The sequence below is a fragment of the Streptomyces sp. NPDC101393 genome (assembly GCF_044767385.1).
In the GTDB taxonomy this organism is placed as follows: domain Bacteria; phylum Actinomycetota; class Actinomycetes; order Streptomycetales; family Streptomycetaceae; genus Streptomyces.
In genome coordinates, this window is the sequence record NZ_JBIWNU010000011.1 from 83,800 (window position 1) to 96,645 (window position 12,846).

Consider the following 12,846-nt stretch of genomic DNA (forward strand, 5'->3'; position numbering starts at 1 on the left):
GCGGCGGGATCGAGGCTGGAGGCCGACGGACGCCGGACCGCTCCCGGCGGCCACCAGCCGGCGGTCCGTCACATCCGCGGCGTCACTCGGGGACGGGGATGGGCATGGGGTCGGGGAATGATCTGTCGCCGAAGAGGACTCGGCTTGCCGCGGCCCGGCCGAGCGGTGTGCGTAGCAGGGTGAACGCCGCTCCTGCTGTGGCCGGCGTCCGTACATGTGCCCATCCCCGGCGCAGCATGAGTCGTCCGCGGAAGTGGGTGCGGAGCGCGGCTCCGTCGTAGTGGTTCATCGCTTCTGCTTTTCCGGTGTGCAGTGCGTCGTTGAGGACCTCGGCTGCGAGTTGCGACTGCCGTAGGCACGGGTCCAGGCCGCCCGCGGTGAGGGGGGAGACAGCGCCCGCTGCGTCCCCTACGAGAAGCCCGTTGGCGCAGCTGATCCGGCGTAGCAGGCCGCCGACGGGGATGGGGCCTGCGCGTCGCTCCACCGTTTCGGGACGTTCGATGCCGGTAAGTCCGGGTGCGGAGGCGCTGAACCGCTCCATGGCCCGGCGAAGACCGTCCGGGTAGCGGTGTGCATAGCCGGCGACACCGACATGTGCGTGCTGCCCGTCGTTGACCACCCAGGCCAGGTAGCCGGGCGCGAGTGAGGGGTCAAGTACGCAGTGGAATGTGGGTGGCTCGTTGCTTCCGGGGAGTTCGAAGACCTCTTCGGCGCCGACGAGCAGGTGGTGGTTGCGGTCGAGAGCCAGGTCGCGGGCGACCGTTGAGCGGGCGCCGTCGGCGCCGACGACGAAGCGGGCCCGGACCGCGGTCGGTCGCTCGCGACCGGCCAGGTGGAAGGTGTTGCCCTGGCGGCCGGCGTAGCGCGTGCCCATGGCTATGCGTACGCCGGCGTCGGTCGCGGCGGCAGCCGACGCGTCGTACAGCGGCGCCATGTCGCCCACCCGGTACTCGTCGCGGGGGCTGGTGAGACTGACCGGGCGGCGCAGGTCAGGCGGGTAGAGGACCACACGTCGGATCGGCGGTCCGAGGCAGTTGGCGGGCAGCGCGAAATCGTCGAGGGTCTTCCGTACGAAGATTCCTGTGGTGCGGATCGCGCCGGAGAGACTGCTTCGGCGTTCGGCCAGGAGCACGTCGTGGCCCTGTCGGGCGAGGAGGGTGGCGGTGTTCAATCCCGCCAGCCCCGCCCCGACCACCAGTACGTCGGTGCGTTCCGTGGTCCCGAGAGGGGAGGAGAGGTTCGCTGTCGTCATGGTTTTTGCTCTCTGCTCCTTGTGGGGTCCGGCATCGGTGCGCGGCAGGCGCCGGCCGGCTGCGGGCAGTACGGCGGCGGCCCGCGCCGCGAAAGTGAGGGCGAGGGTGAGGCGTGCCGGGTCGCCGACGGCGTCGTACACGGTGAGCGTGCGGGAGGGGCCGCCTCCGGCGGCGGGCGCTACGGCGTGGTTCCAGCCGGGACAGATGCTCCAGATTCGTGCGCGGCGCTGTCCCCGCCCTCTGGGCCGTCGGGCTCCCAGCGCAGCAGGTCTCCGGGCTGACATTCGAGCACCTCGCAGAGCGCGGCGAGCGTGGTGAAGCGCACGGCCTTGGCGCGACCGTTCTTGAGCACCGCCAGGTTGGCGGGTGTGATCCCCACCCGTTCCGCGAGCTCGCCCACGGACATCTTCCGCTTGGCCAGCATCACGTCGATGTCGACGGCGATCGGCATCAGATCACCTCGGCCAGCTCGGCCCCCAGCCGCGACGCCTCGACGTCGCGTGCGAGGGCCTGTGCGAGCAGCATCCGCAGCACGAGCACGATGAGCGCGACTCCGAAGACCGCCAGGGAAACCCCGCCCAGCAGCGCCACAACACCCGAGGGCACGGCCTCGCCCGGCGCCAGGGAGATCCCGAGCGCGACCACCAGGAGCGCGGCCGCCGCGAAGGCGCCGATCACCAGGTGGACGTAGCGGAAGGCGGCGTGGGAGAACACGGTTCCGCGTCGCACCATCGTCACCAGCTGCCACACGCAGAACAGGACGACCTGCACCGTCACAAAGCCCAAGATCGTGATCACGAGGGCCGGGGCATGGCGGTCCGCAAAGACGCTCCCCTCCATCGCGCCCGTCAGCATCGCCACCAGCACGGCCTGGGCGAGCACCGATCCGGCGAGCAGCGCCACCATCACGGCGCGTAGCGCCCGCACAGTCAGCTTTCCCATGGTCACTCCCTAGGTCGAATAGCAATAGAAATCTATTGATTATCGATAGGAATGGCAACTCAATGGCGACTCCGGTGCCGCAGAGCCCGCCGGCGCGCCGCCACCGGAGGGACGAGCTGCGCGCTCCCCGCCCCACGGGAAAGGACCACACGGGCCGTTGCTTCTTCGGGCCAACGGGCTGCGGCTGACGCCCTCCTCGACCCGCTCGGCGACCCCAACCCGTCGGTCCGGAACCACGGGCCGGGGTGAGCAAGACCGCCGATCGGCTCGGCGGGAGCCTGCCGCCGGCGATGGAGGCGGTGACGAAGGCCAAGACGGCGGTGAGGGGGACCGGTGCGGCGGAGACCGGGGGGGTGACGGTTGCGGTGGCGGTGGCCGCCGACGATTCGGACGGACCGGGCCTCAGAACCTGACCGCCCGCGCACGACCAGGACACGCACCCATGGCCCGAAGGGCGGGGATCGTAGCCCAAGAGCACCGCTCGTCGGCCGGATTTGAGCATCGTCGCTCAATCCAAATAGTTGCCTAGTGCAAAGGTTACCGTGGCCTCCGCCCACCCTCACCAGGGCGGCGGCGCCCGCCGAGGACCCGTCGCGCGCAATCCAGGAGGCACCATGAAATCTCACGCGCGAAACTCCCGGCCCACCTCGAACCGCGGCCGCCTCATAGCCACCGCACTCGCCCTCACCGCAGTCGTCGCTGCCGTGTCCGTGTGGCTGTGGCAGCGGAACAGCTCGGCCGACGGATCGGACTCGGCTCATCTCCCCACCGCGAACGCGGCCCTGGCCGGGCCTCAGGGAGGCAATGCAGGCGCACTGAGTGCCCTGGACAAAACCTTCCTCACCAAGGTCCGGCAGGCGGGTCTGTGGGAGATGCCGGCCGGACGGCTCGCCCAGACGCACGCGTCCAGCGAAGCCATCAAGCGCGCCGGCATGCACCTGCTCGAAGGACACAGCAAGCTCGACCAGTTGGCCCGTGAGGACTCCGAGGCGCTGAACGTGCCCATCCCCGACCAGGCCACCGCCGAACAACAAGGCTGGGTCGACCAGCTGAAGAACGCCCAGGGCCGGGAGTTCGACCAGCTCTTCGTGGACCTGCTGCGCGCTTCCCACGGCAAGATCTTCATCACCATCGGCGAGGTCCGCGCCACGACAAAGAACTCGATGATCCGGCGACTGGCCACGCAGACCAACAACACCGTCCAGGACCACATGGACGTGCTGGAGGACACCGGCCTCGTCACGGATGCCACCCTCAACGACGTCGCCTCGACCATCCCCAAGTGACCGCCCGCGCACCATCTGGCAGGGCGAGACGGCCGAGCCGCCGAACCTCACCTCGCGCGCTCAACGCCGCGAGTGGCCCCTGCCTCGACGAATACTCCCGGTCGACAGGGCCGATCGACCTCGAACTCCCGCCCCGGCGTGGGCTCCACGACCCGCGGACGCTTTCCCTGTGGTGGGGGTCGGCGCATCCGGAGGTCACGGCCTGGATGCCGACGATGTCGTTGTGGTCGGCATCCCGCCATGGCAGTCGATCACGCGAAAGACCTGTACATGGACCCAGACCATGTGTGGGCCGGTTACGCGAAGGACGACCTGGTCTCCACCGTCACTTCGGACAAGCCCTTGGGTGAGAACCCTGCGGACCGGGAGTTCGGAGGCAGGGTGATCGGTGTGGACACCTTGGGGCACGGCGGCTACAACAACGGCATTCGTTGCTCGTAGGTCCGTGTGTCGAATCCGGGCGGCCGGCCCCCGTTGCGGCTGCGCCGAGGCGGTGGCCGGCTTGGTCGGAGGGCTAACCCTTGGCCGGGTCCGCGCCCGGCTGCTTGACGATCCGGTCGCCGACCTCGATCGACTTCCAGAGCCGGCGGGCGATCCGGACCTTTACGGATTCGCCGTCGGCGAGGCGAATTTCGACGAAGTGGTACATGTTCGAGCCGTCGAGCATGCCTCGGGACTTATCGGTGACGACGCCTTCCCAGGAGTCATCTCGTGCGACTTTGAGAGATTTGATCATGTTATGAAGTCTATGAGGATCGGCAGCCGACCGTGCAGGGCCATGAATCACCTTCTGGGGATGACTTATGTCATGGAGTGAACCCATGGCAGCTCTTTGCCGAGCTCGCCAAAAAGGAGCGCGGGCTGAGCAGCGCCCAGCTCGTCGAAGGGCTCACCGCGGAGCAGCCGACCGCAGCGCAGCGGTCAGAGCGGCTGGCTGCCGACCGCTGGATCGCCGTTCTCCATGGTGTTGCGACGTGGAAAGCCCCGAACCCGCCCTCGCCGCCTCGGATCTGCACGTGGTGATGTGCTGTGCGATGTGCACCTTTACCTGTACGCGGTGCTGAGCTGCACTGTTGATGGGGAGTCGAACCCCCGCGTTGCTCTTCACGCGCCAGGAGTGGGCTGGAAAACCGCCGGCCCTCGGTGTGTGCACGCCTCCGAAGCTGCTACCTGCTCCACATCGTCCCAGCCTGCTGGACTGCTCAGTCCAGCAGGTCGACCTCCCAGTTCGTCCGCTGGATCCGCACATCGACCTCACGGATCTCCCGGGCGAGTACATCCGCCTGACCGCGCAGTTCCGCGACCGGAAGTGCGGAAAGCATCATCAACTCGGACCGAAGCTGCCGGCCGTATCCCCGCTCACCCTTGCCCGCCGCCGCGTCCGCCGCTGCGGTGACCACGGAGTGACGCAACCGCAGGACGTCACGGCGTGCGAGGGCATCGGTGAGCGTGCCGTCCGGGCCCATATCCACGGCGGCATTGGTCCGGTTGATCCGCCGGATCAGCGATTCCAGAGCGTTCAGCACCTCACCGGCCTCAGCCAACAGCTGAGCTGCGTCCTCGGCGGGTGTCTCCCCTTCCTGGTACCGCGCACTGCTGACGACGCGCGCTCGCAGCTGTTCTACACGGCGCGTCGACTCCGCACGTTCTGCCAGTGCCTCAGCAAGCTTCAATTTTCTCCGCCTCCCCCTCCATGAGCTCGCACGAGTATACGAGTGCGAACGAGCTCGTACGCACCTGAATTTTCATCCGCCGGAGCCCTGACCAGCCACTGGAGTGAGAGTGGGCGGCAGCCGCACAGAGGACCACAAAGAGGATCCGAAGTACGAAGGAGAAGGGAGTGGGAATCCGAGAGTCTCAGCGCGACAGGGCAGTCGGTGTCTCACGGCGATGTCGTTTTTCCGGGATCCGTCCGACAAAGGCTGTGAGACTCCGATAGGAAATACGAGGCGGTTGCCGGGTCTCACATCGCGCACCGGCCCAGAGGTCCGCACATCTGACAGCTGACACCTGACACCCTGGGTGTCCGCGCCTGCATCACGCTGCTCCGGGCCCGTTCGACGCGTTAGACCCCACACGTCCGCAGTGCGGGGCACCCCATGGGCGCGGGCAAGCCCCTGAACCGGCCCAACCGCCCTTCCGATCCCAGGAGACTCACCTACCTTCCAGTCCGCCGCCACGCCCTGGTGCCTCGACCTCAATATGTCGGCGCCGCCGAGGCCCGCGATACTCCAACACCCCCCACCCCAACCGGCGCAACACCACTGCGCAACGCTGTAGTTCCGTCTGCTCGGCGTGAGCAGCACCGCTGCCGGGCGGCCCCAGCCACTCGACCCGCGCTGTCATAGGTGCTTCGGCTTCGCGCACGCAGTACCCCGTCGCCACACGCTCGCCTGTCTCGCCAAGCGAGGACGGCGGCATTCCAGCAGCCTCCAGGCCAAGGGCGACAGCGCGAACTACCTGCCCACGCTCCCATTCGGCCGGATGCGCAAGGGGATCGGGCGCACCGGCGTTCATCAGCCGGCGGATCTGCAACAGGCCGTTGAGCGCGGACTGGACGGCCCGGTCCCGCTCCGGGCCCGACTCGGCCGGAGCGGGGCCATCGCCGCTGGCCACTTCGAAGGGCGATCCCTCGTCAATCACCCAGGCCTCCTGGAGTCTGCGCGTGCGTGTGCGTCGACGGGCCTTGGAACTGTGCCCCTCCCCCGCCCGATCTGAACCACTTGCCGGGTGATCTACTCGCCCTCGCCCTGCCCTCTCCCCTCCCCCCCCCGCGCCCTCGAACGGAGCCCTCGCGTCACCGGCCTACACGCTGCCGCTGGTGCGCTCGGCTGGTCATGTTGGTCGGCACCTTCACCATGGCAGCTGGCCTGCTCCCACCCTGACGCTCCTGCTGCAGGCGACTCCGTCAGTCGCCTGACATCAACTGCATCTCCACTGCCAGCATCTTGCAGGCGCGCGCCCCCGAGCAACCTGCGCAACCACCTGCTTGAAGCAGGGAAACGCGACGACGCCAGGACCACGACCTCCGAGCACGTGTTGCTGACGCGGGCCGCCGCGGCCCAGCGGCGAGCGTCTCCGCGCCCCGATCGAGTGCCGGCTTCAGCTGCCCACCGTCCACCAGGCGCTGGAGTTTCAAGATCGATTGTCAGTGGTGGGTGAGATGATGAATGCATCGAGTCGGAACAAGGGGGAGTTCTCATGTCCGGAAGTCAGAACTACATCAACCACGTTGCTCTTGTATTGGATGCCAGTTCATCCATGTCACACCTGAGTGGCAAGGTCGTTGAAGTCGCCGATCAGCAGATCGCGTATCTGGCCCGCCGATCGAAGGAACTGGACCAGGAAACCCGCGTGACGGTGTACGTCTTCGCCAACAAGGTGGAGTGCGTCATCTACGACAAGGACGTGCTGCGAATGCCGTCCCTGAAGCAGCTCTACCGGGTCGGTGGGATGACGGCTCTGCTGGCGGCCACGCTGAAGTCACAGCGGGAACTGGCGCAGACGGCTCAACTCTACGGCGACCACAGCTTCCTGACGTTCGTGCTCACCGACGGCCAGGAAAACGCCAGTCATCGCTGCCCGGATGCCCCGGCCAAGGACCCGCGCAAACTGGTGCAGGCCGTGGCCAAGCTGATCGAGGCACAGGAGGACAACTGGACGCTGGCCGTCCTTGTGCCGGACCAGATGGGCAAGCGCGAGGCCATGCAGTGCGGATTCCCGAAGGACAACATCGCCATCTGGGACGCCGCAAGCACACAGGGCCTGGAGGAAGCCGGGCAGGTGATCCAGCAGGCAACCGAGAAATTCATGGTGGGACGCACCAAGGGCATCCGCGGATCGCGGGCGGTGTTCTCCACGGGTGCCGAGGCTGTCAACAAGGACACGATAAAGGCAGCCGGTCTCACCCCGGTGACACCGGCCAAGTACCAGCTGATTCCGGTGACTCGCGAAACGGCGATCCGGGAATGGGTCATCGAATGCGGACATACCTACCGTACCGGTGGTGCTTTCTACCAGCTGAGTAAGTCAGAGAAGATCCAGGCGAAGAAGCAGATCGCTGTGCTGGAGAAGAAGACGGACCGGGTATACACGGGGCCGGAGGCCCGCGCCCTGCTCGGCCTGCCGGATATGGAGGTGCGCATCAAGCCGGACCACAACGACGACTTCACCATCTTTGTGCAGAGCACCAGCGTCAATCGCAAACTGGCACCGCAGACACGGCTGCTGCTCATGACCTGACACGCCTCAGCGGCCCCGCCGGTTCAACTGGCGGGGCTGCCGGCGAGTTTCGCTGCCCACGCTGCCCACGCCACCTGCGCCGGTGGCGTGGGCAGCGTGGGCAGACGCGATGCGAAGGCCTCGGGCCAAGGCCGGTCCTCCGGTCGCCGGCCCGGATCGGAGCAGCGTCGTCAGGCGATCTCCTTCTGGGACGGAACGACGACTCCGTACAGGTCCGCAATGGTGGCGAGAGCGCTGTGGTGCACCTGGCGGGCGTCCAGTTCGATGCCTGCTACTGGCAGCGAACGGGTGGCACTGGCATCGCTTACGACGGTGGGTCGATTGCCTCGGAGGAAGGCCCCCTGAGCAGTGAACGCCACGCACATATGCGTCATGAACCCGCAGATCACGAGGTTGTTCCGGCCCGCGGCGTCGACTTGCTGGTCCAGGTCCGTATCAAGGAAGGCGTTCGGGGCCTTCTTGACGACGACCTGCTCGCCGTCGATCGGCGCGACACTCGGGTGGATCTGGCCGATCTCGGCCCGGATGTCGTACGGGGTGCCTTCGCCGCCGTCGTTGATGACGTGGATGACCTTGGTGCCGATCTGGCGGGCCCTGGCCAGTAGTTGGGCGGCGGCGTCAAGCGCGGCTTGCCAGCCGTCCAGCTCCATCACGCCGGTGGTGTAGGTGTTCTGGTAATCGATGAGGATCAGGGTCGAATCGGCGAGCGTCGCGGGGGCGTCGTCGAAGCCGTTGAGCTGGCGCAGCGTCGTTCTGGGCATGGGGTTCCGCCTTAGGGTCCGCGTCAGGGAAGAGGGAAGGCAGTTCACCGGCTCGGTGAACTGCACTCAGGACGCTATGGCCACGCACCGCGTGTCGGCAATGTCATCTAACATGCAGATTCCGACATCGCTGTTGCCGGCTGTGGGGGCCCTTTTTGCGTACCGTCAGACGCCTGATCGTCATCGTCCTCTTCGAAGGCGTCGACCTGCTCGACGTCACCGGGCCACCGGAAGTGTTCTCCCTCGCTCGACGCGAGACAGACGAAGCGGCGGGCTACGAAGTGGTCCTGGCCGCGGAGACCATGGCCCCTGTCGCCACCGCCGCCGGAGTCCGTATCCTCCCCGACGTCACCTTCGACGAGCTGTCCACGAAGGGCATCGACACCCTCGTCGTGCCCGGAGCCGTCGAGACCGGCAGCGACCGCCGTGTGCATCCGCTCACCGCCCCCGGCGTGGTGAGCCGGGTCAGACAACTCGCCGCCCGGACCCGGAGGGTCACATCCGTCTGCGTCGGGGCACACATCCTTGCCGCTGCCGGGCTTCTCGACGGCAAGCGGGCGACCACCCATTGGTCGACCGCGCAGCAGCTCGCCGCCGACCATCCGGCGGTCGAGGTCGACGCCGACCCGATCTTCATCCGCGACGGGGACGTGTGGACCGGCGCGGGGATCAGTTCCTGCCTCGATCTGTCGCTCGCGCTCATCGCCGATGACCTCGGCGAGGCCATCGCCCTGCGTGTCGCCCGGCAGCTTGTGATGTACCTGAAGCGGCCGAGCGGACAGAGCCAGTTCAGCGTTCCGCTGGAACAGGTCTCCACCACGCGACGTATCGAAGAGCTCCGCCACTACATCATGCGCAATATCGGTGAGCCGCTCACCGTCGCCGACCTCGCCGGATGCGCCCACGTCAGCGACCGGCAGCTCACCCGGATCTTCAAAGCCGAACTCGGTGTCACCCCGCATGCGTACATCGAGTCGGTCCGTGTCGAGACGGCACGCAACCAACTCGAATCCACCGATGCCACCCTTGAACGCATCGCGTCCGCGTGCGGGTTCGGGTCGGTCGACACCCTTGTCCGGGCTTTCCGCCGGAGACTCAACACGACACCGACCGAGTACCGTCGCCGGTTCCGGACCATCCCCGACCAGGGACCCGTTCACGTGGAGCGGAGCTGACGGTACGGCTCTCGCGCTCCTGCCGGCGCCCTCGCCCGGACTCGTCGCCGGCTCCAATTGCTCCGATGCGCACGCCACATCACGACCCCGAGGATGCAGCAGGGGCCACCCCTAGCAGACGCCCCCCTGTCCGCGGGCGCCGAGGCGCCAGGCCCCTGGACCTGCTTCGGTGATGGCCCGGCCATCGTCGCGAATAGTTCGTTGGTTGAACGCAACACACGAGGAGCGCTCACCATCCTCAGCCGGCGCAACGGTGGAATCGGGAGCGTAGGACGCGGTGGCAGCGCTTGCGGACCGGACTGGCGCGTTGCGGATCACCTCGCCACACCGGCAGGTGGGTAAGCGCCGCGAGTTTCGCCACTTCATCCAACTAACAGCCCCTACGTTCCGCGTTGCTGCTGCGCCAGCCCGGCGCCGACAGATAGGGGGCGGTAGGGGGCAGCGCTGTCAGCCAGTGCCGTGCAGGCTGAGGCCGGACGGTGCGGGCAGCTCGGTGGAACCTCTTGACGCGTCTGCAACACGGGGCTAACTTCACCGCAATTCTTGTACGGGTTGCACCCGCTGCCACATCTTTCTCTTCATAAGGTGAATACATGCTTCGTGGACAACGACGTAGGAGAGCAGGGCTGTTCTTCGGCGGCGGAGTGCTGGCCGTGGCGATGGCGATGGTCTCGGGCGGGGGCGTCACGCCGCTCGGCGCGGCCGTGCCGGTCGCTGACCGGAGTCCCGCCTCTTGCGAGGCGCCCGGTGAGAGCGGTCGTTTCGCGGACGGGACCGGCTCGGCGAGACTCACGGTCACCGACGTCCACCAGGACTGCCTGCGTACGTACGAGCTGGTCAGCTCGGTCTCCGGCAAGCGGACCTTCAGCGAGAGCGCGGACCGGCCGACACTCCGGTCCGGTTCGGCGCTGCTGGACGGGCTGTACGCGATGGCCCATACCGAGGCGAAGCAAAACCGGGCCGACCGGATCAGCGACGAGAAATACAACGGCGGCAAGCCGATGGAGTGCCCGGGCGGCTGCTACATCACCGGTAAGTCCTGGTCGTACGTCTGGACGCGCGATGTCTCCTACTCCGCGGACCTCGGACTGACGCCCGCTGACCCGGAACGCATGCGCAACACGCTCGCGTTCAAGCTCAGCGACCGCCGCGACGGTTCCGGTGACACCCAGATCATCCAGGACACCGGCACCGGCGGCAGCTACCCCAGCTCCACCGACCGGGTCGTGTGGGCCCTGGGCGCCAGTGAGATCCTCGACTGGCTGCCCGACGGCGAACGCCAGGACTTCGCGGCCAAGGCGTACGACGCCATCCGCAACACCGTCGAGCACGACCGGAAGGTCGTCTACGACCCGCATGACGGCCTCTACAAGGGCGAGCACTCCTTCCTCGACTGGCGCGAGCAGAGCTACCCGGACTGGACGAAGGACGACGTGGCCACCATCGCCACCTCGCGTTCGCTGTCCACCAACGTCGCCCACTGGTCGGCGGTCGACGCCGCCGCACGTCTCGCTGCCGGCGCCGGCGACGCCACGGCAGCCGGCAAGTACCGCGGCTGGGCCGCCCGGCTCGCCTCCGCGATCCGTACCAAGTTCTGGCTGCCCGAGCAGGGCCAGTTCTCGCAGATGCTCACCACCGGACTCGACACCGCACCGGCCCGCCGCTATGACGCATTGGGTACTTCCCTGGCCGTCCTCACGGGCATCGCCACGCCGCATCAGGCCCGGCAGGCCGTCGCCAACTACCCGCAGACCCCGTACGGCCCGTCCGTACTGTGGCCGCAGCAGCAGGGCGTACCGGCGTACCACAACAACGCCATCTGGCCCTTCGTCACCGCGTACCTGACGCGCGCGGCCGCGAAGACCGGGAACGACCGCATGGCCGCACTCCAGATGCGGTCGCTGGTGCGGGGAGCCGCGCTGTTCGGCACCAACAAGGAGAACATCAACCTCCTGGACGGCGGCACCAAGACCGAGATCAATTCCGACCGGCAGCTGTGGAGCGTCTCGGGAATGCTCTCGATGGTGCAGCAGAGCCTGTTCGGTATCGACGCGCGTCCGGACGGGCTGCACATCAAGCCGTTCCTGCCCGCCCAACTGCGCAACGCCTACCTCCGCGGCAGCGATCACGCCGAGCTGCGGAACCTCAACTACCGCGGCCACAAGCTGGACATCGCGCTCCGCCTCCCGAAGAGCGCGACCAAGAGCGGCGCCTTCGAGGCCAAGTCGCTGCGGCTGAACGGGAAACGGCTGCCGGCAGGCACGCCGATCACCGAGAACATGCTGGGCAAGGGCACCACGAAGCTCGTCGTCGAGCTGGGCACGCCGCGCCGTGGTGTGGCGTCGCCCGCTCCCGAGCAGGTGGACGTCACCTCCAAGGAGGCTCTGTACGGGCCGACCACCCCGACCGTACGTGGTGTGGCAGCCGACAACGGCCGGATGCGACTGTCCGTCGGCATCGGTGAGGAGGACCCGTCCAAGGTCACCATGGACGTCCTGCGCGACGGCAAGGTGATCGCCGAGAAGCAGCCGGTGACGGGCGGAAGCCAGACCTGGACGGACCGCACCTCAGGGGACCTGGACAAGGCCTCGCACTGCTACAGCGTCCGGCTGCGCTACACCTCCAGCGACAACACCTCCCAGCACGCCGAGCCGCGCTGCTACTGGGGCCCGCACGGCGATCGCGTCACCAAGGTCACCGGCGAGGACTTCGAGGTCACCGGCGGGCACCGCACCAGCGGCAAGCACGGCGTGTACTACGCGGACTGGGGCACCGCACCCGGCGACAAGATCACGGCCCGGGTCACGCCCAAGGCCAGCGGCACGTACCTGCTGCAGGCGGACGCGGCGGTCGGCGGCCCCCTCAACACGGGCGTCGCGAGCGGCATGAAGATGCTCCGCGTCTACGACGACACCACCGGCCGGCTCGTCACCCAGCACGTCATCGCCATGCCCAACACCGGGAGCTGGAGCACCGTACGTGGCTCCACCTACGGCGAGGCGCACCTGGACAAGGGCCGCGCGTACCGCATCGAACTGGTCCAGGACCCGCTGGCGGTCAACATGAGCTATTTCTCCGCCAACGCGCTCTACGCGGACACCCGAAACGGCCCGTCCAACTACAGCGACGTGTACGCGATCAAGGCGATGCTGAAGAAGCGCACTGACTGACCGGTGGTCTGCCGGGC

At 67.6% G+C, this 12,846-nt stretch carries 12 protein-coding genes; 6 read left to right on the top strand and 6 right to left on the bottom strand.

Annotated features, from left to right (window positions below):
* Positions 1-82 precede the first annotated feature (82 nt).
* The 3 genes from ACIRQ7_RS30955 to ACIRQ7_RS30965 form a co-directional block, all read right to left on the bottom strand.
* Complete coding sequence (locus tag ACIRQ7_RS30955; RefSeq protein ID WP_404266116.1) at positions 83-1,252, bottom strand: FAD-dependent oxidoreductase; 1,170 nt, start codon at positions 1,250-1,252, stop codon at positions 83-85.
* A gap of 179 nt (positions 1,253-1,431) precedes the next feature.
* Entirely contained in the window at positions 1,432-1,704 is a 273-nt protein-coding gene (locus ACIRQ7_RS30960) for a helix-turn-helix domain-containing protein (RefSeq protein WP_404265923.1), read from the bottom strand.
* On the bottom strand, positions 1,704-2,195 hold the full coding sequence (locus ACIRQ7_RS30965; RefSeq protein WP_404265924.1) for a DUF2975 domain-containing protein: 492 nt from the start codon (positions 2,193-2,195) through the stop codon (positions 1,704-1,706). Before ACIRQ7_RS30965 ends, ACIRQ7_RS30960 begins: the two co-directional genes overlap by 1 nt.
* 245 nt (positions 2,196-2,440) lie before the next feature.
* On the opposite strand from ACIRQ7_RS30965, the gene ACIRQ7_RS30970 reads away from it, so the two are divergent.
* The 3 genes from ACIRQ7_RS30970 (at position 2,441) to ACIRQ7_RS30980 (ending at position 3,922) form a co-directional block, all read left to right on the top strand.
* Complete coding sequence (locus ACIRQ7_RS30970; RefSeq protein WP_404265925.1) at positions 2,441-2,608, top strand: hypothetical protein; 168 nt, start codon at positions 2,441-2,443, stop codon at positions 2,606-2,608.
* Positions 2,609-2,809: 201 nt separating this feature from the next.
* The gene (locus ACIRQ7_RS30975; RefSeq protein WP_404265926.1) at positions 2,810-3,481 is read left to right on the top strand and encodes a DUF4142 domain-containing protein; all 672 of its coding nucleotides are present in this window, start codon (positions 2,810-2,812) and stop codon (positions 3,479-3,481) included.
* A 270-nt stretch (positions 3,482-3,751) separates the two neighbouring features.
* A complete protein-coding gene (locus tag ACIRQ7_RS30980) occupies positions 3,752-3,922 on the top strand; it encodes a hypothetical protein (protein ID WP_404265927.1) in 171 nt (56 codons plus the stop codon).
* A gap of 73 nt (positions 3,923-3,995) precedes the next feature.
* On the opposite strand, the gene ACIRQ7_RS30985 is transcribed toward ACIRQ7_RS30980, so the two are convergent.
* Both ACIRQ7_RS30985 and ACIRQ7_RS30990 read right to left on the bottom strand, forming a co-directional pair.
* Positions 3,996-4,217, bottom strand: coding sequence for a hypothetical protein (locus ACIRQ7_RS30985; RefSeq protein WP_404265928.1), 222 nt, complete (start codon positions 4,215-4,217; stop codon positions 3,996-3,998).
* A 466-nt stretch (positions 4,218-4,683) separates the two neighbouring features.
* On the bottom strand, positions 4,684-5,154 hold the full coding sequence (locus ACIRQ7_RS30990) for a DIP1984 family protein (RefSeq protein ID WP_403676329.1): 471 nt from the start codon (positions 5,152-5,154) through the stop codon (positions 4,684-4,686).
* 1,528 nt (positions 5,155-6,682) lie between these two features.
* Here ACIRQ7_RS30990 and ACIRQ7_RS30995 point away from each other — a divergent pair.
* The gene (locus ACIRQ7_RS30995; protein WP_404265929.1) at positions 6,683-7,723 is read left to right on the top strand and encodes a vWA domain-containing protein; all 1,041 of its coding nucleotides are present in this window, start codon (positions 6,683-6,685) and stop codon (positions 7,721-7,723) included.
* Positions 7,724-7,893: 170 nt separating this feature from the next.
* Here the strand turns inward: ACIRQ7_RS30995 and ACIRQ7_RS31000 are convergent, their stop codons facing one another.
* The gene (locus tag ACIRQ7_RS31000) at positions 7,894-8,484 is read right to left on the bottom strand and encodes an isochorismatase family protein (RefSeq protein ID WP_404265930.1); all 591 of its coding nucleotides are present in this window, start codon (positions 8,482-8,484) and stop codon (positions 7,894-7,896) included.
* Between the two features lie 155 nt (positions 8,485-8,639).
* On the opposite strand from ACIRQ7_RS31000, the gene ACIRQ7_RS31005 reads away from it, so the two are divergent.
* Together ACIRQ7_RS31005 and ACIRQ7_RS31010 are read left to right on the top strand one after the other, a co-directional pair.
* Positions 8,640-9,659, top strand: a complete 1,020-nt coding sequence (locus tag ACIRQ7_RS31005) for a GlxA family transcriptional regulator (RefSeq protein WP_404265931.1) — start codon at positions 8,640-8,642, stop codon at positions 9,657-9,659.
* A 593-nt stretch (positions 9,660-10,252) separates the two neighbouring features.
* Complete coding sequence (locus tag ACIRQ7_RS31010) at positions 10,253-12,829, top strand: MGH1-like glycoside hydrolase domain-containing protein (protein WP_404265932.1); 2,577 nt, start codon at positions 10,253-10,255, stop codon at positions 12,827-12,829.
* Positions 12,830-12,846: the final 17 nt, after the last annotated feature.

Bases quoted from the DNA above. Each gene is read 5' to 3' on its own strand.
- ACIRQ7_RS31000 (WP_404265930.1), bottom strand. From the start codon at position 8,484: ATGCCCAGAACGACGCTGCGCCAGCTCAACGGCTTCGACGACGCCCCC.
- ACIRQ7_RS30960 (WP_404265923.1), bottom strand. From the start codon at position 1,704: ATGCCGATCGCCGTCGACATCGACGTGATGCTGGCCAAGCGGAAGATG.
- ACIRQ7_RS30955 (WP_404266116.1), bottom strand. From the start codon at position 1,252: ATGACGACAGCGAACCTCTCCTCCCCTCTCGGGACCACGGAACGCACC.
- ACIRQ7_RS30965 (WP_404265924.1), bottom strand. From the start codon at position 2,195: ATGGGAAAGCTGACTGTGCGGGCGCTACGCGCCGTGATGGTGGCGCTG.
- ACIRQ7_RS31010 (WP_404265932.1), top strand. From the start codon at position 10,253: ATGCTTCGTGGACAACGACGTAGGAGAGCAGGGCTGTTCTTCGGCGGC.
- ACIRQ7_RS30980 (WP_404265927.1), top strand. From the start codon at position 3,752: ATGGACCCAGACCATGTGTGGGCCGGTTACGCGAAGGACGACCTGGTC.
- ACIRQ7_RS30975 (WP_404265926.1), top strand. From the start codon at position 2,810: ATGAAATCTCACGCGCGAAACTCCCGGCCCACCTCGAACCGCGGCCGC.
- ACIRQ7_RS30985 (WP_404265928.1), bottom strand. From the start codon at position 4,217: ATGATCAAATCTCTCAAAGTCGCACGAGATGACTCCTGGGAAGGCGTC.
- ACIRQ7_RS30995 (WP_404265929.1), top strand. From the start codon at position 6,683: ATGTCCGGAAGTCAGAACTACATCAACCACGTTGCTCTTGTATTGGAT.